At 43.0% G+C, this 25,289-nt stretch carries 7 protein-coding genes; all 7 read right to left on the bottom strand.

Annotation, left to right across the window (positions count from 1 at the left end; all coding sequences use genetic code 11):
- Window positions 1–34: 34 nt before the first annotated feature.
- The 7 genes from ACTNEW_RS01425 to ACTNEW_RS01395 all read right to left on the bottom strand — a co-directional run bounded on the left by ACTNEW_RS01425 (window position 35) and on the right by ACTNEW_RS01395 (window position 25,247).
- On the bottom strand, window positions 35–2,590 hold the full coding sequence (locus ACTNEW_RS01425) for a PEP/pyruvate-binding domain-containing protein (RefSeq protein WP_441057054.1): 2,556 nt from the start codon (window positions 2,588–2,590) through the stop codon (window positions 35–37).
- Between the two features lie 281 nt (window positions 2,591–2,871).
- Window positions 2,872–3,606, bottom strand: a complete 735-nt coding sequence (srtB, locus tag ACTNEW_RS01420) for a class B sortase (protein ID WP_441057052.1) — start codon at window positions 3,604–3,606, stop codon at window positions 2,872–2,874.
- A gap of 150 nt (window positions 3,607–3,756) precedes the next feature.
- The gene (gene srtB / locus ACTNEW_RS01415) at window positions 3,757–4,800 is read right to left on the bottom strand and encodes a class B sortase (RefSeq protein ID WP_441057051.1); all 1,044 of its coding nucleotides are present in this window, start codon (window positions 4,798–4,800) and stop codon (window positions 3,757–3,759) included.
- Window positions 4,801–4,804: 4 nt separating this feature from the next.
- Window positions 4,805–6,166, bottom strand: coding sequence for a DUF7601 domain-containing protein (locus tag ACTNEW_RS01410; protein WP_441057049.1), 1,362 nt, complete (start codon window positions 6,164–6,166; stop codon window positions 4,805–4,807).
- A gap of 103 nt (window positions 6,167–6,269) precedes the next feature.
- On the bottom strand, window positions 6,270–6,824 hold the full coding sequence (gene lepB, locus ACTNEW_RS01405; protein WP_441057047.1) for a signal peptidase I: 555 nt from the start codon (window positions 6,822–6,824) through the stop codon (window positions 6,270–6,272).
- Window positions 6,814–7,035: a hypothetical protein gene (locus ACTNEW_RS01400; RefSeq protein ID WP_441057045.1), complete on the bottom strand. Its 222-nt coding sequence runs from the start codon at window positions 7,033–7,035 to the stop codon at window positions 6,814–6,816. The genes lepB and ACTNEW_RS01400 overlap by 11 nt, the downstream gene beginning before the upstream one ends.
- A gap of 59 nt (window positions 7,036–7,094) precedes the next feature.
- Entirely contained in the window at window positions 7,095–25,247 is an 18,153-nt protein-coding gene (locus tag ACTNEW_RS01395) for a SpaA isopeptide-forming pilin-related protein (protein ID WP_441057043.1), read from the bottom strand.
- Window positions 25,248–25,289: the final 42 nt, after the last annotated feature.

The following is a 25,289-nucleotide window of genomic DNA, read 5'->3' as shown; positions in this document are numbered from 1 at the left end:
ATTTTTATCAACAACCGTTCCGTCAAATTTTCTGTTATTTACAGAATACTCTCTGGCAGGAAATATCCGAATACAGTTCCATTCCCTTTACATCCACTACATGGATTACCTTCGCATATGCGGCTGCTTCCGGAAGGATTGTCTCCAGAAGATTCTCCGCTTCCATCAGTTTCTCTTCATGAAGAATCACATCTTTCTGCTCCTTAAACAATGCCAGATAAAAGACTCCGGATTCCACCAGGTCCTGGAAGAAATGACTGCCATAGGAAAGCTCCGGCATCAGCCCTTCTGACTGATAGGAAATCTCGCACATAGCTGTCATATTGCTGATTTCCGTAAAATGTACGGGAACGCCCAGAGACGGTGTGGTAGTTCCCCATCTTCCCGGTCCCATGAGAAGCACATGCTCCTCTTTCAGAATCTGGTTCAGCCTGCCAATCATTCTCGCAACCTGGTATTTATCCTGTTCCGGGCAGGCAAGATATTCATGAATATCCACAAAAATCGCTTTATCCAGAGCCACTCGCAGATTTCCGCCCATAAAATTCCCTTCCGAATAAAACAGACATTCCTCTGTAGAATCCAGTTTGGGAATCTCCACAGTTTTCCCAAGCCCTCTCGTCTGCAGAGGACGGCACTGCACAAGATTAAAAAAGAAATTCTTTTCATCCTGGAAATTCACAGTAAACTCCACATCTACCGGATAATCATAAGCCTCTGACAGAAGACACAGCATTTTCCGCATAATCTCCGGAAATCTTGTCTGTGTCAGCATGCGGCGGAAATTCACCGTAAAAGGCACAGGCAGATTGGTATATCCCAGTTCCCGCAAACGGTCTGCTTCTGCATAATCCATAGTGAGAAACAGCGTTTTCTTCACATGAATATCTTCTTTCAGAAGTTCTCCGATCTCTCTGCTGCACCACACATTGTTCCGAAGATCCAGTACATCCGCATGATGCTGAGAATATTTCCGCTCATCCCGGGCGGTCAGAAGCGGAAGCCTGGACGGATCATCCAGTGCCACTATTTTTACATAATCTCCAATGACACGATCCACCGCTCTTGTCCCAAGACCAAACACCAGACGCAGCATCCCTGCATCCATATCCATATTTTTATCCCACACATAAAGGTTGGAGGAATTTCCCACTCCTGCTGCATGAGGGAAAAAGTAATCGCCGTAATAATCTCCGGAAACACGCTGTACCAGAATCGCCATCTGCTCATCTTTATACGCAAGCCCTCTCTGCCGGCGGTACTGCAGAGCATCCGGATTCATCGTACTGGCATAAACCCGGCGCACCGCGTCCTCAAATGCCCGGAGACGTTCCTCCGGTGTTCCCTGATTGACGCAGAATACGCTTTCATATTTTCCAGCAAACGCATTTCCAAAATTATCCTCCTGCAGAGAACTGGAACGCACAATTACCGGTGACTGTCCGAAATACTCCAGCATATGTACAAATTCCTCCTCAATAATTTCCGGAAATCCACCTGTAAGCAGTTTTTCCCGAAACTGCTCTGCCATGGTCAGGTAGCCTTCTTCTGTTTTCTGTTCCAGACGCATCTCCCACCATCCATTCTGGACGATATAAGTATAATATACATCTGCACCGATAAAGAACGAATCATCCGGTTCCAGGAACTTCTGGATTTCAGCCATTTCTCCCTGTGCATTTTTAATAATCTTTCTGGCAAGAAGCATACCGACACTTTTACCGCCAATGTAACCCGTTCCTATCTCTCTGGAAACGATTTTCAGCAAATCCCGAAGAGTAAAGTGCTTTCTACAAAGCTCCCGTATCCTTGTTTCCTTCCCGATAAAAAGACTGATCAGCAGATTCTTCATGTCCTCCTGTTTCTCTTTCGGCTCATTCAGAAGATCTCTGGCACGGTCCATCGTCACGTTCCAGTAATCCAGACGATTTTTATCCCATTCAAAATCCGAAAACAATTCTGCCGCCTGTGCACTGGATGTAATGCTGGTAAATTTATCTCCTTCGATCTTATGCGGAAAAAACATCGTAGGTGAATAACGTCCGTCCGCTTTCAGAGGATGAATATACATATTCCCCTGAATCATATAAAGATCAAAGAGACACTGGGTCGTCTCACGGATTCTGGCAATGGTATCAAACACATGCCGGTTTCTCATTATTGCAAAATAAGCAACGGTATCCATAATATAAAGATACGGACAGGTTACTTTGAAAAAATTCCCGATCATCAGATCCGAATACCAGAATTTCAAAAGCTCCGTCAGACAATCAAATACATAAAAAACTTTTCTTCCTTCCCGCTCCGCGATCTGGTGAATGTCTGTGGCAAACTGCTCAAATCCATTCCCTGCATCGACTTCATAAACCTTAATATCGTCTGCTTCCTCCAGAACCGGCTGATGACTTCCAAAACGGAAATATACAATTCTCCGGTGGTCTTCCCGTGCCTTTCGGATATAAGGCCGCACCACTTCCAGATAATCATCGATCTTGTCGATCTGCCAGACCACATTGTCTCCCATCCGGAGCATATCAATGGTCTTGTCAAAACCTGCCATACCGGTACTTACTTTTTCGTGATATTTCATAATCGATTTCCTCCCTGCTTCTTCTCATCCATTCACACAGAATCATCATTTCTGCACACACTGCTGTTTTTCATCAGTTATATAAACCGATTCTGCTGCAAAACGCAAAAAAAGACGCTCTGCACCTCTGCAAAACGCCTTTGTTTCTATTAAAATCATATTTCCTCTCAGACAAAATGTCAAGATATTTCTGCTTTCTTACCTTGACATTAGAAAATCCTTTTCCTTGGGAATAATGGAGCAGTTTTTGATTCTATTGAGGCAAAGAGACAGTCATCCCTTTACATCTTCACAGCCACAACTACCAATCTTCCGTTTTCTTTGGAGTACTCGCATGTAGAAAGCGTAAGCAGCCCCGCACATGTCTGTGGAATTTCTTCAGCAGACCAGATGGCATACCTGGTGCACTGATTCAGGAATTCCTCGTAGTTTTTTTCTTCCGACAGATCTATATATTGATAATAAGGAAAATCCATGGCTTCTTTTTCTGACATCGTAAGAACATAAAGAAGCTGATACTGTGCACTCTCTATCGGCGTATCAAACTGGATTACTCCATTTTTTTCACAAAACTCTGCAGCTTTATAAAACATCAGATTTTGGAACATAGTTCCATCCTTCATATGATGACCATAGATAATCAGATTTTCCGACTGTCCAATTCTGCAATTCACATCCAGAAAAGGGGTTCCATGAGGATCCTCTCTGCCGTCAAAATCATGATTCATATAAAAGTCATTATCTTCCCCGGTCTGCATAACCGGATAATCGATATTTGTTCCGGAAATCCGCAGCCAACCTGCCAGATCTTTGTTTTGCTTCTGCAGATCCACGATCCAGGGATTTACTATAGGATCATATCCTGCCCGGACATCTTTGTCGTGAGCCTGATCCGCCAGTGACTGGTAGAGAGCGGTTGATTTTTCTGTAGACTGTCGTATCTCCCACAAATTCCATGCTGCAATAAGAAGAATCACGGCACAGAGGGGATAGATGATTTTTTTTAGTTTTTTCATGGTCTGTTTTCCTCTATAGTTCCAGCAGAGCCAATTATTCCAAGAAAGAATCCTGCTTTGCAGGATTCTCCTCCTGCGGCGGATTGCTTTAGCAATATATTTCCGCTCCGCCGCAGTGCGATCCTGCCCGGAGGGCTTTTTCACTTTTCTTTAATCCCCCCGTCTGCGGCTAAAAAAATGCTCTGCTGCTTCAAACAAAAGGATGAAAACAATTACACCTATGATTACTTTTTTCCAGAAATCCGGGTTCTGGTAATCTCCGGTCTTCTTTGGCCCGGTTCCCTGGATGTCATCCGTGGAACCTGATTCGCCCGAAGAAACGGAAGTCTGTGCGCCTGCGGATGCGGTATGAGAGCCATTGGCAGAATCGGGATTGGAATCTCCCGGAAGGATATCCTGCCCTTCACCCGGTTTTTGCTGCGGATTCTCGTTTGGCTCGCTTTCCGGTTTTCCGCGCACAAGGAGCAATACAGTCCGGTCATTGGTGCTTCCATCCGAGCAAGTAACCAGAGCCACCACCTCCATAGCATCCGGACGGTTTTTCAGCTGCTCCGTAATACTGGGGTGATACCAGATACTGTTGGTCTCCAAAAAAACGCCGAGGCCATCCAGGTTGTCTTTCCAGATATCCGGATTGAATATTTCCTCCGTGCCTGCAGAAATCTGCAGGACCGCCGCCACATTCATATCCCAGCTTTCCCCGGGAACCATGAGTGTGGCTGTGGTGTTTTTTTTGAAAAAATCCTTTTCCTTAAACAGAGCCAGATCTCCGAACATGAGATGTTCATCCATGTTATGCCCATAAATCAGGGAATAATTATCCGAAAAATCCGCTTTGTTCCTGGTATCCAGAAAGATACTGCCCGACAGGGAAAACTCCCCGTACACATCCTTGTTCATATAGGTGAGGTTGGTGTCTCCCTGCAAAACCGGATAGTCAATGTTGGTGCCATCCACAGTAATCCATGCGACCACATCTTTGTTCAGATCCCGCAGTTCCTCGAATCCAGGACCACCCTCCGTCTCTTCCCCGGGCTTTAACTTGCGGATCTGATCCTGCACATTTTCCGTCGCCTGGTACACCTGGGCATTGTCCCATATGGAATACCCTGCATATACTGTGGACGCCATCAGGACAGTGCCAATGATCCATCCATATATTCCATTCAAAAGTTTCAGGACAATCCTGCTCATAAGGTCAGTACTCCTCTAGGTTATTTTTACGACGATGCACAAAAAGGACAAGGACTGCTGCTGCGAAAATAAGCATTGTGAAGTATGGCGCGTTGGAGGTGATGACGCCGATATCGATAGCGGATTCCTTGTCGTTGGTGATGGTTACAGTATCAGAATCATCGCTGATTGATCCAGTTGCTATGGCATCACTCCAATTACTCTTCTCTGATGTACCAAAATCTGCGACTGTGCGTAAACCATTAAAAACATCTGCAGCATCTGAATCTGTATAGGCAAAACTATGTGTATACTTATCATCGCTCGGCTGTGTTTCTGTAATTTTGTAAGAAACACCGTAAGGAATGTTGTCAAATGTCACAGTTGTACCGTCTTTTACATAAAACGATACTGTCTTAGTACTATCAGCAGCAGCATTCAACCAACCGATAGATGTTGCAGCCGTTTGCAGAACTCCTGATTCGTTATAGAAATTCTTATATGTAATATCACTATTCATCGTAGCTTTAGAAGAATTCGTAAATACAACTGTTACTTGGAAAAGCTCATTCTTATCTCCGGCATTTCCCGTAACTTCTTTCGTGATATTCAACTGTCCGGCATAGTATTTGTTCTGGATATCATTTATCTTTTTGGCGGGTTGTTGTTCTGTATTTTCATTATTGGCTTCATACCATTGTTCATACTCTGCATTTGTAGCAACAGATTCAATATTTGGAGCTGTTTTATGAAGTGTTACAGTTCGGATATAATTTCCTTTTGTTGCACCATTTGTTACTTGTACATGAATATAATAAACAGCATCATGCCCATTATTACTCTTGCCTCTATCATCAGCAGAGTTATCGTTGGTACCGTAAATCACACCAGCAATATTGTTATCCGTTTCAACAACCTGATACCAGTAGTCACCAACAGCCTCATATGTCGGAACAGTAAGTGCTACCCTCAAATCATCGCTATTTTCAGCAGCCGCCTTACCTGCATTAATTGTAAAACTGTTAGTTGCAGACTCATCCGTTCCATTCATAAATGTAGGCATTGCATTTTTTGAATATTTGTCTTGACCATTTCCATCCTGGCCTACGTTCCATAAACCATATCTGGTGATGGTAAACGTAAATGTTTCCTCCGGACTCTCTGTCGGTATTTTCCCAGCTTCAATCTCCTCACCCGCAGCAGCTTGGTTTTCTGATCCTGCTACATAATCTTTAATAAGATAAATTGTTGATGTGTCAGATATGTTTTCTCTACTTGCATTCAAGTTGGATGTTATACCCTCCGCCAACACACTCACGCTCATCCCCAGCGTCATGGTTCCTGACAGGGCAAGAACCGCTATTCTTTTCATAATTTCTTTAATCATATTCAGACCTTTCTATCCGTCTCTGACTGTTCTTGTTGGGACTTATGCCGCCCTCTCAATTTCTTCTTCCTCGCATTTTTATGACTTTGAACACCGGGTGGCATCAGATTCCTCTTCTTCGGAAGATGCTTACCACCTTTGCTTTGATGCTGCTTGTTTCCACCGGCCCGAAGTCTCTGCTGTCGGTGCTTTTTGTGCGGTAGTCGCCCAGAAGGTAGACACAGCCTTCCGGGACGGTGTATGGATAGGTTTGTTTTCCGGGATCGGTAGGAAATGCGATTTCCCCTGTCTGCTCGGTTCCGTTTACAAAGAGGGTGCCTTCTTTTGTGATATTAACGCTGTCGCCTTCCCTGGCAACGATCCTGCCGATCACTTCTTTTCCATCTACTTCACACACAACCACATCATTTTTCAGATACTTGGTGTCCAGACGGTAGCCAAGTATGATATCTCCGTCCAATATGGCCGGGTACATATCTGTCCCATTGGCAACTGTGATGAAAAACACCTGACTGAATGCAACCAGTATCAAAACAGCCATAAGTGCCATATTTTTTAACAGAGATGCATAGTCACGGCGGGTTGCAAGGCGATACCTTTTTTGTCTGATCTGCCTTCTCACATCTTCCAGAGGGTGAAGGTTTTGGTCATTTTCCATTTTCGGAAGCACCTCCCTGGTATTGTGCAAGAAGTGCATCATACCTGGCCCGCTCATTGAGCAAAGCTGTTTCGTAGAGACTATTTAGTTCCCCTATTTTTTTTAATACATCATCCTCGTCAACGCCTCCGAAAATCTTCTTTTTGAATTTCAGTTTTTGAATCCATCTGACGATATCTTTGTGCGTTTCACTGATTGGTTCTTTTTCCACTAAGGAGAAACCTCCTTTCTTTTCCCGCAAGGGGAGGGAATCTGTAAACGATTCATTTTTTACTCACCTCCCCTGCGTTTTCTCCTGCTGCGGTATGCCAGCCAGACAGCCGGCAAGAGCAGTGCCAGGGATGCCCATGGCGACTGGTTTTCCGTGTTGACGCCTACATCGATTGCTGCGTCTTTGTGATTGGTCAAAAGAATGTTCACTTTTTGCGGTGCACCGTTTGGATTCAGCGTTACAACTGCTGTTCCTTTATGGTCAGCATTCGTTTCAATTTGTGCAATCCCTTCAGACGTAACTGTTGCCAATGCCCAATAGCCTTCTCCCGCAGGCTCTGTCATAGTGACGGTTGATCCTACCGGAATGCTGCCATATGTCGGATATTTCGATGCCGTCACACCTGCACTGCCATCTGATTCATATACTTCCGTTCTCTTAAGCGTAACAACTGTCGTGTCTTTTCCATCATCGTTTTTAATGATGGTTCCATCCGGTTCCTTCACTTGAATCGTGATTTCAAATGTCCCGGACAAATCCCCCATGTTTCCTGATACTTCTTTCGTGATAGAAAAGCTTGTCGCCAGCGGGTTTACTACAGTAATCGTTGAATCCTTATTTGCATCTTCTATGATGCTATATGGTTCTTTCGTCTTACTGCCGTTTTCTCCACCAATAACAAGTGAACCGTCTGTGTTCACATAAATCTCAATCCCAGCTCTGGCTGAATTGCTCAGGTAATAAGAATCAACTGTGCTTACTTCTTTTAGAATATAGGTATTCTTCTGCTTTAAGATACCCTTTTCGATATCAATCACACCATCAATACCTGAAACCGTTGCTGTCACAAGTTCCACATCATTTTCTGATGATACAAGTGCTGTCGGTGTTTTGGCAAATGCAGAACCTTTTTTTGGCTCCAAAGTAAACTTAACGCCATTTAATCCTTTTTGCGTTATATTACCATTTGAATCAACTTCATCCCCAGTTTTGATGATACGTGCATCAATCATCTTATTGGTTATGGTAATCTGTTCTACACCATTTTTATCCGGGTCGGTTACTGGTTCTGATGTGTCTCCACTGCCCAGATCAATCAAAGTACCGCTGCCACCATTTACCTGCTTACCGTCTATGGTCTGGACAGTCAGGGAACCATTATTGTTTACCGAAAAAACGATCTTTCCGGCCAGTTCATAACCATCTGGAGCCACTGTTTCCTCCAGAACATAGGTATGTCCAATCACCAGCAATGCGGATGGGATACTTACGATTCCACTATTGTTTGTGGTAAGTACAACTTTTCCATTCTCTGTCTTTATTGACGGATCATTCGCAGGATCATACGCAAACGCATTCGCAGTACCATTTGTCTGAGCAGTTGGATCTGGACTTAAAACAAATTTCGCATTCTCAAGAAGTTTCGAAGCGTCCTCCTGATCAACCTTCTTAATCTGAATCTCTACCGGCGTATCTCTGAAAGTTACCTCTGCATTCTCCTTATGCACATTTGTAATGTCTTTTGAAGATGCCGTCCCAAAGGAGGCACTCTTAACTGTAATCCTTCCATACTCATCCACCGTCACTACCGCCGTCATTAGCTCATATCCGCCTGGTGCAGTAGTTTCCGTAAATGTATACTCTTCACCGGCAATCAGCATACCCGTTAACGCTGAACAAAGAGTGCTTGTCGTACCTTCTGCGGGCTTGTCAATGACTATCTCTTTCGATGTTCCTCCATCAGCAAACTTACCTGTAACCGTGAATTTGGCTCCTTCAAGGAATAAATCGTCTCCCAGATTTTTCTTTGAGACAAATACCTGGATTTTGGAATCTTTCATCTGGATTTGATTTACAGTTGCGTAAGTTCCATCTGTGGTGTTCATCGTTGCCGGAGTGATTACCACACAGTTCGTTACTCCACAATCTGAATGATCCTCATTCAACGGATGATCTGTCATCTCTGAAATCACGCCCGCTTTATTTATCGTAAAGAATACCGGTGGAGATACTTTGTATCCATTCGGAGGGGAAAGCTCCACTAATGCATAACTGCTGCCGCCGATCAGATAACCGGAGAGGTCTATGATTCCTGATGCTGTGGTAAATTCAGGAACTACCGGAGCCGCTGCATTACCTGTTGTGCGGTCTACGCGTATCTCTACTGTCTTATCCTGCTTCACCGTGACATCATCCGCATGATAGATTGCAAATTTTGCACCATCCAGACTATTGCCGGATTCATCTTGTTTGACGATTCGCAGTTTCATCTGCTCATTAGCGGAAGCATCTGGAGCAATCACATAAACCGGCGGATCCGATGTGCCCTCTGCTGTAAACAGCTCTCTTGTCAGATTCACAGAGATATTGTTTCTTGTATGATAACCGTCCGGAGCTTTTGTCTCTATGAGAATGTAGTGCCCCCAGGTTGTCGAAGCACTCACTTCATCCCAATCGAGTCCTGTAAACAGAAGTTCACCGTCAGCATCCGTCTTTGCTTGTGCCACTGGCGTTGAGTCAGCTTTTGGCTTTCCACTTGCATCAACATCTGCTGCCTTATATAAATCGAATTCGGCACCTTCCAGTTTTGTAGTATTTGAAACGTTATCAACCTTCGTCAGTTTGATATTGACTTTTTTTCTGGTATTTTCGATACCCTCACCAGCTGTAAATGAATCTGCTGCAGATGAAACAACAAGCTTCTTTATCTGTGCTGCAGGAACAGGGACTTCAACTCCTTCCAGATAAATACCTGCATCTGTTTTTGCATGTACCTCTGGTGTACCAGCCATACCAGCGTCTGTATGTTTCAACAATACTGGAACAGAAGTCTCACTATACTCTTCATCTGTCATTTTAAATGCATAGAAGATATCCGATACTTCATACCCGGCATTGTCTGATTCTCTGATGAGATACCAGCCTTTCTTGTCTACGTTTACGGTAATCGTTCCATCTGCATCTGTCGTAAACAACAGATCCGATTCAGAATTGACCAGCTGCCTGTACACGTAATGACCATTCTCTTCATCATAAGTGCCGCTGTACCATACTTCAAATTTTGCATCTTTAATTCCAGCATAATTGTGAGCTGCGTCCTCTGTTTTCCAGAACGTGAATGCCGCCTTATATGGGACGTTGCTAATCGGCTGTTCTCCGGTTTTTCCAGAATCTGTATCCAATATCACTACATTGTCACTTGTTGGATCATAATGACTGCTCTGTGAATTTGCATTGCCTTCGGCATCTTTGATTTCGAACTCGTATGTTCTTGTTGGCGTATCCTTATCCAGATATGCACTGTCGCATTCAGTCTCAACCAGGTAGTATCGACCTACGGTCAGACCTTTTGATAAGGTATCCTCTGCTATTACATTCTCAATACCAATACTTGTACCAGAATTACATGCTTCCGGATCAAACTGATCTGTGGTATTTCCTACAGAAGTCCATTTCCCCTCTGCATTGGTACGAAGCCCGGATGCGATGACAACGTCCGGATCTGTCCCGGCTGTACCGCCTCCTGCGGAAGTTCCCTGCCCGGGAACCGCATCTTTTTCACCAACCACTTTGTACATGGTGAATACGGCATCTTGGACTCCGGTAGTTGTGTCCTGAAATACCTTCGTCCATTCCACATGACCACGAATCAGGGTGTTTTTCATGGTTACTAAATAACAATTCGTACCTTCTATCTCAGTAATCACATCATCTACGCCTGCTGTGTCAAGCTCAAGCTTACCTGAAGCATTGATCTTAGCCAGCTGCACCGTATTATCCTGGTAAACCTTAAAGTAAAGTGGTTCTGCCTGTAAATAACCTGCCGGTCTGTTGCTTTCTGTAAGCTTATACCAGCCTGCTGCCAAACCTACAAAGCTTTCCGGGGTTGTCGCACACTTTGATTGATTGGTGATTTCCTCATTTGTCGGCCATGTCTTGGTGTATGCATCTGCACCGGTTAAATGATTACCATCCTCATCCACTCTTGTGAGAGTAAGCTGAACATTTGTAAGGTCATACTCCGATGTCGTCTCGTTTGCGGTTTTTACAATTGAGAAATTGATGCGGGTATTCTTTACATTTAATGCATCTGTATCCGTTCCTTCAAAGGTTGTCGCTCCTTCTTTCTGTTCCTTAAACGTAATGACTCCGTTCGGTTCAACAGTAAAGGTAATATTATGATTCGTGGCATCACTCAACTGATATCCTGCAGATGTAGCTACCTCCGTGAGAATATAGCTTTGTCCTTGTTTCAAAAGACCTTTGGGAATTTCCATGGTTCCCTTGCCTTTGTTCTCACCGCTGGTGTCTACCGTCACTTTCAGATATACCGTGTTTGCTGTTTTCGTGAAACCGGTAATACCTTCCTGAAGGTATCCGTTTTCTGCTGCATCTTTTCCTGCAGTCGTTCCAGCAAAAGAGCTGCCTTTTGCTGGAGTGATTTTAAATACCGCACCTTCTGTCAAAGCCATATGATCAGCACCTTCAAAGGTTTTGTTGATGACGACTTTGATCGGAGTGTCTTCAAGACGTATACCCACAATCGTTCCAGCAGGGTCAACCGAACCACCATCGTTCAGCATAACCGTCTGTGCGTTGTTTCCTGAATTTTCAGCAAGGGTAACGGTACCATCTGTATTGACTGTAATCGTCACATCCACGCCCAACTCGAAACTGTCAGGAGCTGTCACTTCGCGAATCGAATATGTTTCTCCTGCCACAAGAAGCGCCGACGGGATTTCCACAATACCTGTATCTACTGTTAGCGGTAACGTTACATACGTTTTACCCTCTTCTGTTGTTTTTGTGTACCGGGCTTCATCCAGATTATCCAACGCACTGGATGCAAATTTTGTACCAATAATCTGATATTTTGCCCCGCCAAGCCCTGCTACAATAGTTTCTGCATCGACTTTTTTCAGGCTGACTTCGATCGGTGCATCCTTTACTGTCAGCTTACTATGTGCGTTGGAAGTTCCAGCGCCATCTGTGGCGACTGTTACAACCGTACTGTCATTTACATCTTCTGTAATCCGGTTATCCTCTCCAACGGTACAAGTTGTCACTCCAGAAATAACACCATCCGCAGACATGGTAAAGATCACATCTTTTGCCAGTTCATAGCCGTCCGGTGCCTTTGTCTCACGAAGGACATAAGTTCCCTTGGTAAGGCCGTAGATCGTCGTGTCACCGGCGGTAATAGTGAACGATTCGGATTTAGAAGCATCACCTGCAGAAGCATAGAACCTTGCAGGATCAGTTCCCATAGTTTTTGTGGTTCCACCATTTTCATCATCAGTGATTGTAACCGGATAAAGAATAAACTCCGCTCCATTCAGCAAGGTATTGCCATCCAGTGCCGTTTTTTTGATAGTCAGCTTATTCTTGGTATTTCCTACTGTATCATTTCCATTATCTTTCACGATCTGATTAAGACTATTTGCGGAAATGGTGAAGGTAAAGGACTTTGTATCCAGAATATATCCATCGTTCTCCTGCTGCTCCACCAGAGTGTAGGTTCCCCACTGGAGGTCCTGGATAGCCAGAACGCCCGGATTAGTACTGCGCCTGTCAATTTTCCCAATCTCGCTTTCAGATGTGGCCCCGGCTATGTTTGTGTACTCCCAACCGGTTTCTACGGTAAGACTGCTTACTTCAGATGACGGGAAATACTTGTCAACATTTGCATTTACATCCGGAGAAATCCTCGTCAGCGTGTATTTCACCCCGTTCAGTTTCACCTGTGAATCTGCATCCACCTTTGTCAGAGTTACAGAACCATGATTTCTGTAGTTTGGCAAGTCGTAAACAGTTGTACCTGCAATTGCTGCACCATTACGATCACGAATCACTGTAGTATGATTGCGATTGCTCTCATCTTTAGAATAGGTCAGGGTTTTCTCATAGTCCTCGTTGACAATCGTGAAGATTATTTCTGTTTCGTTCAACTGGTACCCTGTGAGAGTACTTGTTTCTACCAGCTTATAGGTTCCTTTTTCCAGAATATCAATGGATAGTAAGCCGTTATCGCCGGTGGTATAGTCACCCACCTCAACAAAGCTTTCATTTTCACCATTTGTCTTTTTCTTATATAATGTAAAGGTAACTCCCTTCATGCCGATAGCAGAATAATTATCGTGAGCAACAGTTATTTCAGGGTGTTCTGCATCATATTTATAGAGCTGGAGGGTTGTTTTAAATCCAGGATTTTCGTACGCATATTTAAAATCTGCAGCATAAGTGGTTCTGTCTGAAAGTGAATCTACTGTGTTACCTGCTTTGCCAGACGCATCCTTGATGTCGATATACTCATCCGTATCATATCCTTTATCTGTCTTGTACTCATTATAATTCTGAGCCGTGATTTTTACCGTAAAGCTTTCATGCTGATTGTATGCCTGATCAGGAGCATAGATTTCCGTAAATGTGTAACCATTCGCATTTTGCTGGAGAATGATCGTATTATTTAATGCCCCATCCGTATCATTTTCTGCGCGTTTTCCTGCTGCAGTAAAGATATGTTTTGAATTATATCCTTCTTCAAAGATCTTTTCCCATACAAGATAGCCGTTGGCATCCGTCACTGCAATTCCAAGTGCGTTTGCAGGATATGTACTATTGACTTTAAGTGTTTCATCTACATCTCTGCCGCTAAGATCAACTTCTCCATCTGCAACCAAGAATTTTGCTCCCGGCAATACCGATTTGGTTCCACTTGTATTGACTACTTTTTGCATATCCAACGGTGCGATGATGGCTTCATCTACCATGGTAAGGACGTTCAAAACAGATGTACTATCATTTTTTAAATCCGCTTTCAGCTTCGTCCATCCGCTTGTATCAAGATTCTTTGGTGTTCCATCTCCCTTCCATACATAAAGCTGTGAAATCACATAAGAGGTATTGTTCACCGTAGTCGTGGTTGTCCCAAACAGTTTGAAGTAAAGATCATTGGCTGTGAGATATCCCACAGGAGTGTATTCCGCAACCTCATGCAGCGTATAAATGGTGTTTTCCTTCAAGGTTCCTGCTTCTAAAATTGAGCCTGTTGTCGTCTCTCCTGATGGAGCAATCCAATTCCATTTACTCTGTCCGTTGCTTAATGTCGCCTTTTTCTTTTTATCAATGATATCTGTGCCTTCGTAGATTTCTAATGTGGCACCACTTAAAAGCTCTCCGCCAAATGACCATTGATTCTTTGTTTTTGTTCCACTTTCGATGTCATTTCGCTTGGCAGCAGAAACAAGAGTTTTTTCGTTCTTTACAATGAGATTAAGAGAGGTTTTCTCATTGTTTGCATCCTTGGATATCGTATAACTTACAAGATCACCTGCTCCACTGTAGCGCTGAATCTCTTTGATTGTGTTATCTGAATCCACCCGGAAAGTAACCATCGTGACTGGACTGCCATTTTCTGTTCGAGTCATGTAACCATCCGGTGCCTGTGTTTCTATTAATGTATACGTTCCTTTTCTGGAAATATCCGGCTTCGTAGATGTGAGTTCTCCACTTTCGTCAAGACAGAAGAGATTTCTGTCGGCACCTATCATGCATTTCGTTTCTTTTTGTATATCTGCTCCCGGATCACCATCGTTAACAGAAGTATATTTCAAAACAAACCTTGCACCTTCAAGTTTCTTTGTACTATCCTGGCTATCTACCTTACTCAAATTCAAGATCTTTGTATTATCTACCGGATCATTTGTTACTGTTGCTGTTTTTCCATCTGACTGTGTCTGGGAAACATGATTATTTGTAGTGAATGTTACTTTGGCATAGTCACTATAGTCTTCCTTATTACCAGCCGTTTGCGTCGGTGTAATCTCAAAGAAAATGTCATCAACAAGACGATATTTATCTGATGCTCCACGCTCCACTTCTTTAAAGTAATACTTGCCAACATCAAGACCATACTTTAGTGCACAGCCAGTGATTTTGTTTTTGATTTTTCCATCCTGTTCATACAGAACAATCTTTCCTGCGCTGTTTGTAGTCAGATATACTCCATCTTCTAAAACCGACTGCACTCCATTTTCATCTTTCCCATCATATTTATACAGTTCAAATGAAATGTTGGGAATTACCGCATCTGTTACAGAATCCCTTTTCTCCAGTGCAACATCTTTCAGATAACGGGATACGTCACGCATAACCACTACATTTTCCGTTGTACCGGATTTATAATAATTCTTATAATCCTGCCCATCTACCTGCAGAGGATTATCTTTCGGAATGGTATCTGATGTATCATTTTCCGTTGGTCTTGTATATGGAGCTACTTCGATACTTCCATCTTCTTTCATGCGGAATGTGATGGATTGTGCCCCGATATTATTGTCTGGAATGCTGCCTTCAGGTTCTGACAGTATGTATTCTTTTCCTGCTTCCAACAAACCTGTGATGATCCATTCACCGACTTCGACTGACTTCCCATCAATGGTTCTATCTTTTGTATACACCACATGATTCGAAAGAGCCGCTGTGCTGCCGTCCATCTTTTTTGCTGGTGTCGTACTGCTTTGATATAGATAGATAGATTTCTCACCAGTAGGAAACGTATTATTCTCACCTTCTCCATCACAAATGGAAAGTATCAGATAACCGTTATTCTTTAAAGTGACGTTTCTGCCGTACTGATCTCTCTTATACAGTTTCACAACATTTGGATCATTACTCCATTTATAATCGGTTGTACCTGTTGTATCTCCTGCAAGCATGATCTGCGCTTTATTACTTTGGTAAACCTTCGAAAGATCTGTATCCAATGCAGTACTTGATATCTTGGAAATCACTGCTTTTCGTATGGTTTTGTCCAATTTGTAACCAGCAGGAGCAACAAGTTCCTTAATATAATATGTTCCTGACAAAAGAGTGTATGGATAATCCTTGTACGACAAACTTTCGTTTCCAAATCGTCTCAAGTATGGTATACCCTTTTCATTATTTCTATTTAGTACTGAACCATCTAATGCTAAATTTGTCAGAATCATGGTTGTTCCATAGGCTTCAGACGGTCTCATTCCGGCTACCTGATTTTGGCAAGTCTCATCTGTATACACACCAAAGTATGCCTGTTGTTCCCCACTTGCACCACTGTGGGAGATTAATGTGCCGCCGTTTTCTCCCTTTTTCGTGAAAGTTAAAACACCACGGCTTTCCAGGTTTACTGCAGCACTACCGCCGTCTTTATTCTCCGTACAGTTATCCTTAAAAGTATGTTCTGAACCAGTGGCTGCTATATATTTTACCGTCAATCCAAATAACAGACTATTAAGGCTTGGCGTACTAGTCGTACTAATCCATGCTGTTCCATGTTCTCCAGTATCTGTCAAATTGTCTCTGCCGTCTTTTTCACCTTTACCAACAGTGAAACTGATACCTTTTGACCAGATACTAAAATCAGGATTGCTTTCGCTTTCTACTATGGTATAGGTACCTGAAACCAGATATTTACCCTCATCACCATACGTTCCATTAGAATTAATTAGATTTCCATTTTCATCCGTCGTTACATTTGAAACATATGGAGTTGCAGTGGTGTCCGTTCCCGCATAGATATTGAATTTCACGCCTGCTAATTTTACGTTTTCCTCCGTAATGTCCGGATTACCTTGATCATTGATTGCTAAATAAGCCGCCGTCTTACTTAAGTTCACAAATCCGTAAATCATGCGGTTAGTGGCTTTCGTTACAGTATCTCCAAATGCAGAAACAGCATTTTCTGCGGACTCTCCTCCGTATTTGTAGGAAACTATATACGATCCATTTGTATTACTTTCTACTTCTATGCCATTGATCTTTGTCTCAACAGCACGGTAAGTAATTTCCTCACATGACACCACATTGTTCTCATATTTGTAGCTATATTTCGGAAGATTCGTCCATGTATACTTCTGTTTATCATCATTTGCACTTGTGCTGGTCAGAGTAATCTCACTGCCGGAAATATCTGTCCATGCTCCGTTGGAACCAATCTTTTGCTGAAGCTTAAATTCTGCTGTAAAACCATTCTTCGTCTTCTGGGCATAGTCCACATTTTGCCAGACTTTTTCTACCGTATAGTTCTGCAGTTCTGTATTTGTGAAGGTATACTCCGTGGCATACGAAGACCCCTCTGCCATATTATCTTCCACATCTGTCCGATATCCTTCAATGGGATGCTCCACTACTTTATAGACAAGCTCGTTTCCAGATCGATCATATTTCGGAAGGTTTGTCCAGTTTATAACTTTTTTATCGGTTCCTGTAGATGTAACTTTCTGTAACTTACATCCATTCGCTTCTGTATGTGCAGACCAGTCCTTTGTGTTCTGTGACAGTTCATTCGACGGAGTTTCCTGGGAGCTCTGCTGTTTCTTCAGTTCCTGGCCGCCGTAGCAATGCCACTCTGTTTCGTTTACTTTTTTATACAGAAGTTCAAATTCCGCTGTGACAGACTCTCCTTGTACGCGATGCCAGATTTTATTAATGGTGATCGTTTCCGCTTGATTGTCCCAAATAAGCTGGTTCTTAATATTGCTTACGTTATAGCTATTTTCCGTATCATAGTAATGATCAAGATTTGGATTCTCAGCGCTGCCCAGCTCATAGTTCGTAACATCTGTATAGTTCTGTGCGCCATCCGGTTTGGTTCCTATACTTGTGCTATTATCATCCGTATGCACTTCTACCGCACGGAAATACAGCGAATAGATTGTATAGCTGGTTCCATTTTCATCCAAATAAATCTCTGCAACCGGAAGATCCTCCAGGGTTGTTGTCCAATTATCTCTGGAAGAAATCGTAAACGTATAAGGAGTATTGTCTGCAAGCATAACATCTTTCCATTCCGACAATTTACCCGTTTCTTCCGATGTGAGGCTTTGTGCTTCCCCTTCATGATTAACAATATAGCCTCTCTTCTGAAGCTTAAAAGTCAGTGATTCCGGACGCGAATTGTACAGGTCTTCCTGATCGCCTTTCCATTCCTTCGTAACCACAAGAGACGTGGATTTAAGCGTATTTTCGATGACTGTTTTTGTCTCCGTCTGCGTTGTATAGTTACACTCATATGCGCCTGCGATTAATTTGCCATCCGTATCCTCTTCTACAGGCACACCACCAATTGCAGTTTCCACACAACGGTACTCATAAGTTCCATATGTGTTGTCGTTTTTTTTGTACTGTGTCGGCAGATTGGTAAACGTATATTGCCAGGAACTGTGTCTCGTATTGTTAATCTCGTTTTTTGAGGTCAAGGTTACAGAAACAATTTGTTTCCCGGATTTATTCGTCATCACACTTGGAAGACCTGTCCATGTACCGCTGGTTGCATCATAGGATCCGTAGCTCTTATCCCAGAGAATATCTTCCCAATCCTCTCCTTCTTTGCGTCTCTGCAATTTTACTGTAATATTCGCAGGACGAAGATTGTATTTATTGTAGCCGTCCATCCAGTTTTTGCGGACATAATAAGTACCTTCGAAACGATTATCGATCGCTGTCATCGTAAGCGCATCGGAATTCGCTGTACTGGTTACAGAATTCGCCTGTTTATATCCCGAAACCTTTTCTTCTGACAGAGTATAAATGTAAGGCATACCATTGGGAGCATAACGTTCCAGATTATAAATGGTATATTTCCACTTGCTGGTATTCGTATTACTCCAGACAATATAAGGTGTTTTCAGGCTTTCATCTTCATTATCCATTACCTCAAGCGTAACCTCTGTTGAAATAACCTTATTGTTTTGTCCGCTTTCATTATTGGTATGACGTGTCAATTTTACCGTAATCGAATCCGGGCGGAGACCTTCCATGTCTTCATAATCGTTCCATTCTTTTACACCGGAAATTTTAATGTTTCCTTTTTGGTTATACACATTGCAAGTTCCAACTGAAACATTCTTGTCCTCAATTGCCGCATTTGTGTCATTCCACTTACTCGGAAGGCTGATGACATCGATTCGGTTGTTCTTCTTCAGTTGATCGAGCTGATCCTGGGTGATTGTTACTGTTGTGGTGGGTCCTGTCACAATTTCCTGGCCCACAAGGGTATTCTCTCTTATCCCTGTTTCGTCTATGTATTCTATGCTATAACCATTTATTTTGTTTTCTGTCGCTTCATTTTCGGTTATATAATAGCAATACTGTACTCCTGCTGGAGAATAAACCAACAAATCCTCAAATACATAGCTCGCCGCTCCATTTGTCCCAACAAAATCATTGGCATCGATCTTGTGTGTTGCGATTTTTTCAGTGGTTGTTTCTTCTTCTCCTGCCTCGTAACGATACAGTGTGTAGGTAACAGAAGGATATTTCTTTTCATTGTCTGCAAGATTCTCTCTACCTAACCATGTTTTTGTGACCGTGATCGTACGGCGGTTTAAATCCTTGCGGAACACATTCGCCAGGGTACCGTTTGCATTCGTTTTGGTATAAAGCTGACTGGCAATGGGATCCTCGATGGTCTCTCGGATAAGGTAGGTGTATCGCTTGCCGTTTTGATCAAATTTTGGCAGCATCCGTTTGCCGTTTACTTCCTGGACAAAACCACCTATTTTTACTCCGTTTTCTGTGGGAAAGGCATATGTTGTCTTACTCGCATCCAAATGGGTGGTGTCCACCAAGATAATTTTTTCAGCCTTCACCCATTCCGCAATCTGTTCGTCTGTACAATTCTGGATATTTGTAATTGTGGAATCGGTCGTACAGTACAGGGAAATCAACGGGTCGGGAAGATCATTATTATCGATATGGTAACCCTCCAGACCAGTCCATGTTTTGAGTCCCTTTACTGTCATGTAATCCTGAATCACATTCGTAAAAACTTCATAGGTGTCACTGCTTCCGCTAATCTGTTTTGTTTCAGAGGTACCCACATATTTACCCAGTACAGTCTGTCCATCATTGTTCATGGATTCCACGAACACATAGCCATACTCATTTCCATTCTCATCAAACTGCGGCAGATCTTTGATCGTAATCTTCCAGTTGTATTCTTTTTCATAATCTCCTGATGAGTTACTATCCGTCTTCTCTGGTGTCCAGATCTGGTCTTTATAATCTGTATATTTTTTATAAGATTCCAGATTACTAAGTTCCGTATCCGGGTTTGCTTTCTTCTCGCTTTTTAAATACTGGAACAATGAAAGATACAAGTCCGGCCGATTCGCCGCATAAGACGCCGGATCCGGATCCTTCCAGTACTTGTAGGCAACATGGCTGATCATACCGGTAATCGTGTTGGTAAAAGAAAAGGCATAATTCTGGTTCTTGTCTGTTCCAGTTACCACAGTTGTTCCCTGTTCCTGAATATAACTGTTCGACGTATTTCCTGCAGACAGCACTTTTTCTTCTATGTCATAGGAATGCGGCACGGCATGGGAATTAAACATGAAAAGTCCGCTTAAGGTAAACGACCACGAATCCTCCTTAGGATTTCGAATCGTTACCACACCTGTCTCACGATTTAATTCTACCACTGTTTCGGAGGTTCCGGTTATGGAAACGGTATCCGGAATCGAAGTATACGCGCTTCCATCCTGATAAAGCTGAAACTCTACAGATAACGGACGGTTACCGGTAGCATCGCTGTCATCCCTCCAGGTTTTTGTTACTGTGATATCTGTTGTGCCGATACGGGTATTTGTGATGTACACATGACCATAATGATTGCTGTCATCAACCAAAGTCGTCGTCTTATACAGGCGGCTGGCATTCTCCGCGGTGCCGGCAAAAGAATAATATGCATTCTCACTACTCGTTTCGCCGGTTTCGTCTGTGGCACTCTTTGTCATGCTGACTGCTGCTTTCAATACGCCGTATGTATATTGTGCCGGCTGCGCTCCGTCACCTGCAGCTTCGGTAGTTTCTGTCCCTGTTCCCTCTGTTCCGATCCGGTATTCCACCACAATATAGTTCTGCCAGTTGTTCTTAATGGCATCCTCTAAATCTTCTGTACCCGTCGCATCATGCAAATCATTATAAGAAATATTGATGGTCCAGTTATTGGCACTGGTAATTGTATATTCTTTAAAGTGTGTTAATTGCGTCAAATCTACAATATCAGCATCTTTCTCACTGTTGGTTTCCTGTAAATCCGTCAACTGTTTTAACAGATTCTCCCTATAATAGACTCGTACCGTCACAGGCTTTCTGTTCTCCGTGTCTCCATTATCTACCCAGTTTTTGCTCACCTGGAAGAAGCCACTCCCGCTGGTACTGATATAGTTGATAGCTGTTGTCTGATCCGGAGTACGATCATGATTCACCGACCATCCACGATCCGGATCATTATAGGCCTCAGTCGTAGTAAATATTGTTCCATCATTTTTCGTGAAGCTTACTTCTGTAGCACGGTACTCATACGCATACCCTTCGTCATCATATTTAGGCAGATCATGCAAAACTGTTGTCCATGTTTTTTCCCCATCCACACGGTTTATCTGATAATTCCCTTCAAGCGTCTCAAAAGCAGCCTGTGTTCCATCCGGATTATCCCTGGTGGTACGACGCTGGAGTGTGAAATTTACATAAGCAATGTCAGCGTATTTTTCCGGTGAAATACTTTCATCCCATTTCTTTATAATTGTATAATCTCTGGTACCTGTAATGGTATTTTTCTGGGTATAAGTGAATTGCTTTGTTCCATCCGCAAGCACAATCTGCTCTACATATTGTGTACTGGCTTTATAAGTGTCCTCACCCATTGTAAATGTACTGTCTCTACCCAAAGTCAACGTCTGACCATCTTTCGTGATCACCTCCCGGATCTTTGCCTTAGTCATATCATAAGGTCTGCCGGATTCGTCGTAGATATTCACATAATAAACAACCTCTGCCGAAGAAATGCTGGAGGAAAAACCGGATGCCGTCTGAGCTGTGGCTTTGTCGTTTTCATTCAGCTTCTCATATGAATTCCTCGTATCGGAATATACTGTCAGTTCCTTATATTTTGGATTTTCTTCTGCTGCTCCAAGCAAAGGGGCTTCGATTTTCATCTGTACCTGTGTACCCGAAATACTGGCAAGGTCAGCTGGATTCTGCCATACTTTTGTGATAGCCACTGCTGCCTTTTCACGGCGGATATTGGTAATGGTACCGCCAGTTAACGTACCATTCGTATGAACCGTGCCGTCTTTGTCCTTATATTGTATTTCATAATTCTCTTCATTCTCACCTGTGAGAGTTTCCCTGACGAAATACACATACTCCCTGCCCTGATCATCATAGAGGGGAAATGTATAACTTGCGCTCAATCCAGTAACCGAAGCAGAATTAAACTTAATTGTATTCTCATTAATACTTGTATTAAGCGAATAGGAGACTATATTTTCGACAATATTATCCTGACCGTCGTTTTCCTTCTGGAATACGACCTGGGCTGCCTTACCATTCTGATAGGCAGCGTCAAGATCCTTTGCCTCACTTTTCACATATCGCCAAAGAGTTACCTTTGTTGTTGGCCGATCATTTGTTGTTGGACGATCACTTTTATTTGTATGTGGATCCAGCCATATTTTCTTTGCTGTAAAATCAATCGTATCATAAAGAACTTCTGTTATTTTTCCATTGTTATGGCAAAGGGAAACATCATTTCCATAGCTTCCGGAACCGTTATCATAATACGTTTTGTAGTTTTCAATGGACTTCTGCTGAACAACGTTGTCTGTACCAATGGTTCCCTGCACCAGCACATAATCATATTCCTGATTCTGGTCATTGTATCTGGGCAGATCGTTCAATGAAACAGTCCAGGTATTTCCACTCTTAGTTATAGAGTCATCCTGAATCGTATCACATACCAATTCATAAGTCCCGTTTTCGGCTCTTCGGTAAAGCTTCAGACTGTCGATTGTTTTTGGCTGCAGATTTTTTGTATTGCTGTCATCATTCCATACTATATCTGCAGTAAAGCTTGTGGTTTCCCTGAATGTAAAAGTACCTGCATTCTCAACAACCAACGGAGTGGCAATGTATCCGTTCGGAACCTGGTTCTCTTTTATCGCCACACGATAAGTCAATGACCGATTCTCTGCGTCTACTGCCGGCAGCCCTGTAAAAGAAAATTTCCCCGTAAGAGCCAACGAATCATCAAAACCGGGCATTTGATCCATTCCAAGTTCACTTAAACGATCTTCTGTAATCTCTGTCCATTCTCCCTCTCCTGTTCGATACTGTAAAATGAAATTCTCTTTAGTCAACGCTGCCGGACGCGTTGCAGAGTTATTGTCATTCCATTTTACATAGAAACCAACCGAAACATTCTGGGCATAGTTTACCGTAGATATCGTGATATTCTTTCCTTCCTCGATTTGTCCTGTTGCGGTTGCACCTGTTGAAATGATTGGACGCTCTGATTCTGCCCCGGTAATCGTGGTTGTATAATTCTGATCAAATTTGTACCCTGAAGTAACCTCCTGTGTCACCTGATAGGAAATTCCCAGCGGAACAAAAATTGTGGATGGCTGGGATTCGTACGAATTATAGGACAGCCTTTTTCCACCTGACGCGGCAATATTTGTTTCAATCCCGTTTTTAAATACCACATTCATTTTAAACGCCGGATTATCCGTTCCACCATCTGGCTTCACCGTCGGCTGCAGAGTAAGTGTTTGATATTTCAGATTAAGATTCAACGTACCAATCACTTTTGTCTTATCACCAAAATCCCTAAATTTAATATCGATGATGTTTTTACTCTGATAATACTCTTGCTTGGGTGCAATATCTATCTCATAGCTGTCTACCTGATATTCTACATCAGCAACCGTCACTGTCTTCGGCACATGCTCGATGACAAAGTCGCCTCCGCCTTCTCCATCATGGGTAAATTTCAAATAAAAATTATCCGTGGAAAGATTGTCCTGTGCATATGTTTCAATACTTTGTCGTGCTCCATTATTATCCGTATAAGACAGCACGATCCTAATCGTATTATCTGTATCAAACTCATTCGGGCGCACCAGCTCACGCCAGTCTGTTCCATTCAGTGTTTCATCAAATGCAATTGTCCCGGAAACACTGAATTCTCCCTGAACCAGCGGTGAACCGGTATCGCTTCCATTTTCCGATTCACCCACGGCTTCCACCGAAGACTCTTCTCCGTTATCTCCAACCGTCATCAACATTGGCATAGCTGCAGCATCCGGTTCTTCCTCTTCCATGTTTTCTTCCGCAGAATTACCGGCATTTTCTTCTGTGTTCTCCTTCGAAGAATTCTCCACTCCTTCTTCTGTATTCTCCTGCGTAAAATCCTCCACGCCCTCTTCTGTATTCTCCTGCGCAAAATCCTCCGCATGTTCTTCTTCCTCACCCTGCGCAGCATTCACGCCATCTCCCTCTGTATCTTCTTCTGTATCTTCTTCTGTATCTTCTTCCCCATTTTCCTCCGTATCTTCCCCGGCGGCTTCTTCCACTGATTGCTCCGGAAAAATCACTTCGTAGGATACACTTGCCATCGGCTGAGTCTGATTTCCCTGCAGCACAAAAAGGCAGGTGCTTCCTGCCTCATTTTCCATTGTCTCCCCCAGAGAAAACGCCATATGTATCGTTCCGCTTATATCCGGTGTTTCCGGAATGGTCTGGAAAGTAACCGTCATCTTATAGGAATGATCTTCCTGCTCTTGCAGGGTGTATGTATAATAATCCTCCTGCGCTCCCGTAACCGACAGTTCTTTAAAACATGCAGGCAGCGTAAAGGAAAGATAATCCGATGCCTGCACATTCCGCTCCTCTCCTTCTTTTAAAAATGTGAAGGAAAGATCGAAGCCCGCTTCCGAATAATTATCTTCCTTTATCTGTGACAGATCACAGACAACATTGTTCTTCTCTTCTTCTGATGATACCGTTGTTTCTATTTTCTGCGTTTCGCCTTGCGGGTTTTTATACCACCAGTCGGTCAGCTTCACCTCCAGCTGATCCGTTTCATGAATCCGGTTTACCGGATCATAGATGATATTCTCCTCTTCCTCTGCTGCATTCTCTTCCTGATTTTCGGCAGCAGAACCGTTCCCCGCTTCTTCCATACCATCGGAAAAGTCCGCATCACTTCCATCATCAAAAATCAGATCTGTCCCATTTTCCTCTGTTCCATCTGAAATCAGGATATCTTCGGAAGTCATTGAGGAATCAAATACCGCTTCTGCTGAAATTGCAGTTATATTCAGATTGGAAAAGCACAGTGCAGCCGACAATACTGCACACATCATTTTTTTTAAAGATTTACCCATTCTCATTGCCCTTCATTCCCAGTCGTACACGAAATTAAACTA

This window comes from Blautia sp. HCP3S3_G3 (genome assembly GCF_052063365.1).
GTDB lineage: Bacteria > Bacillota > Clostridia > Lachnospirales > Lachnospiraceae > Blautia_A.
Note: the sequence above shows the minus strand (reverse complement) of the source record. Positions and strands in the feature narration are given on the sequence as shown.

What these genes read in the sequence shown, in the direction of transcription:
- ACTNEW_RS01425 (WP_441057054.1), bottom strand. Translation starts at nt 2,590, where the DNA reads ATGAAATATCACGAAAAAGTAAGTACCGGTATGGCAGGTTTTGACAAG.
- ACTNEW_RS01395 (WP_441057043.1), bottom strand. Translation starts at nt 25,247, where the DNA reads ATGGGTAAATCTTTAAAAAAAATGATGTGTGCAGTATTGTCGGCTGCA.
- srtB (WP_441057052.1), bottom strand. Translation starts at nt 3,606, where the DNA reads ATGAAAAAACTAAAAAAAATCATCTATCCCCTCTGTGCCGTGATTCTT.
- lepB (WP_441057047.1), bottom strand. Translation starts at nt 6,824, where the DNA reads ATGGAAAATGACCAAAACCTTCACCCTCTGGAAGATGTGAGAAGGCAG.
- ACTNEW_RS01410 (WP_441057049.1), bottom strand. Translation starts at nt 6,166, where the DNA reads ATGATTAAAGAAATTATGAAAAGAATAGCGGTTCTTGCCCTGTCAGGA.
- srtB (WP_441057051.1), bottom strand. Translation starts at nt 4,800, where the DNA reads ATGAGCAGGATTGTCCTGAAACTTTTGAATGGAATATATGGATGGATC.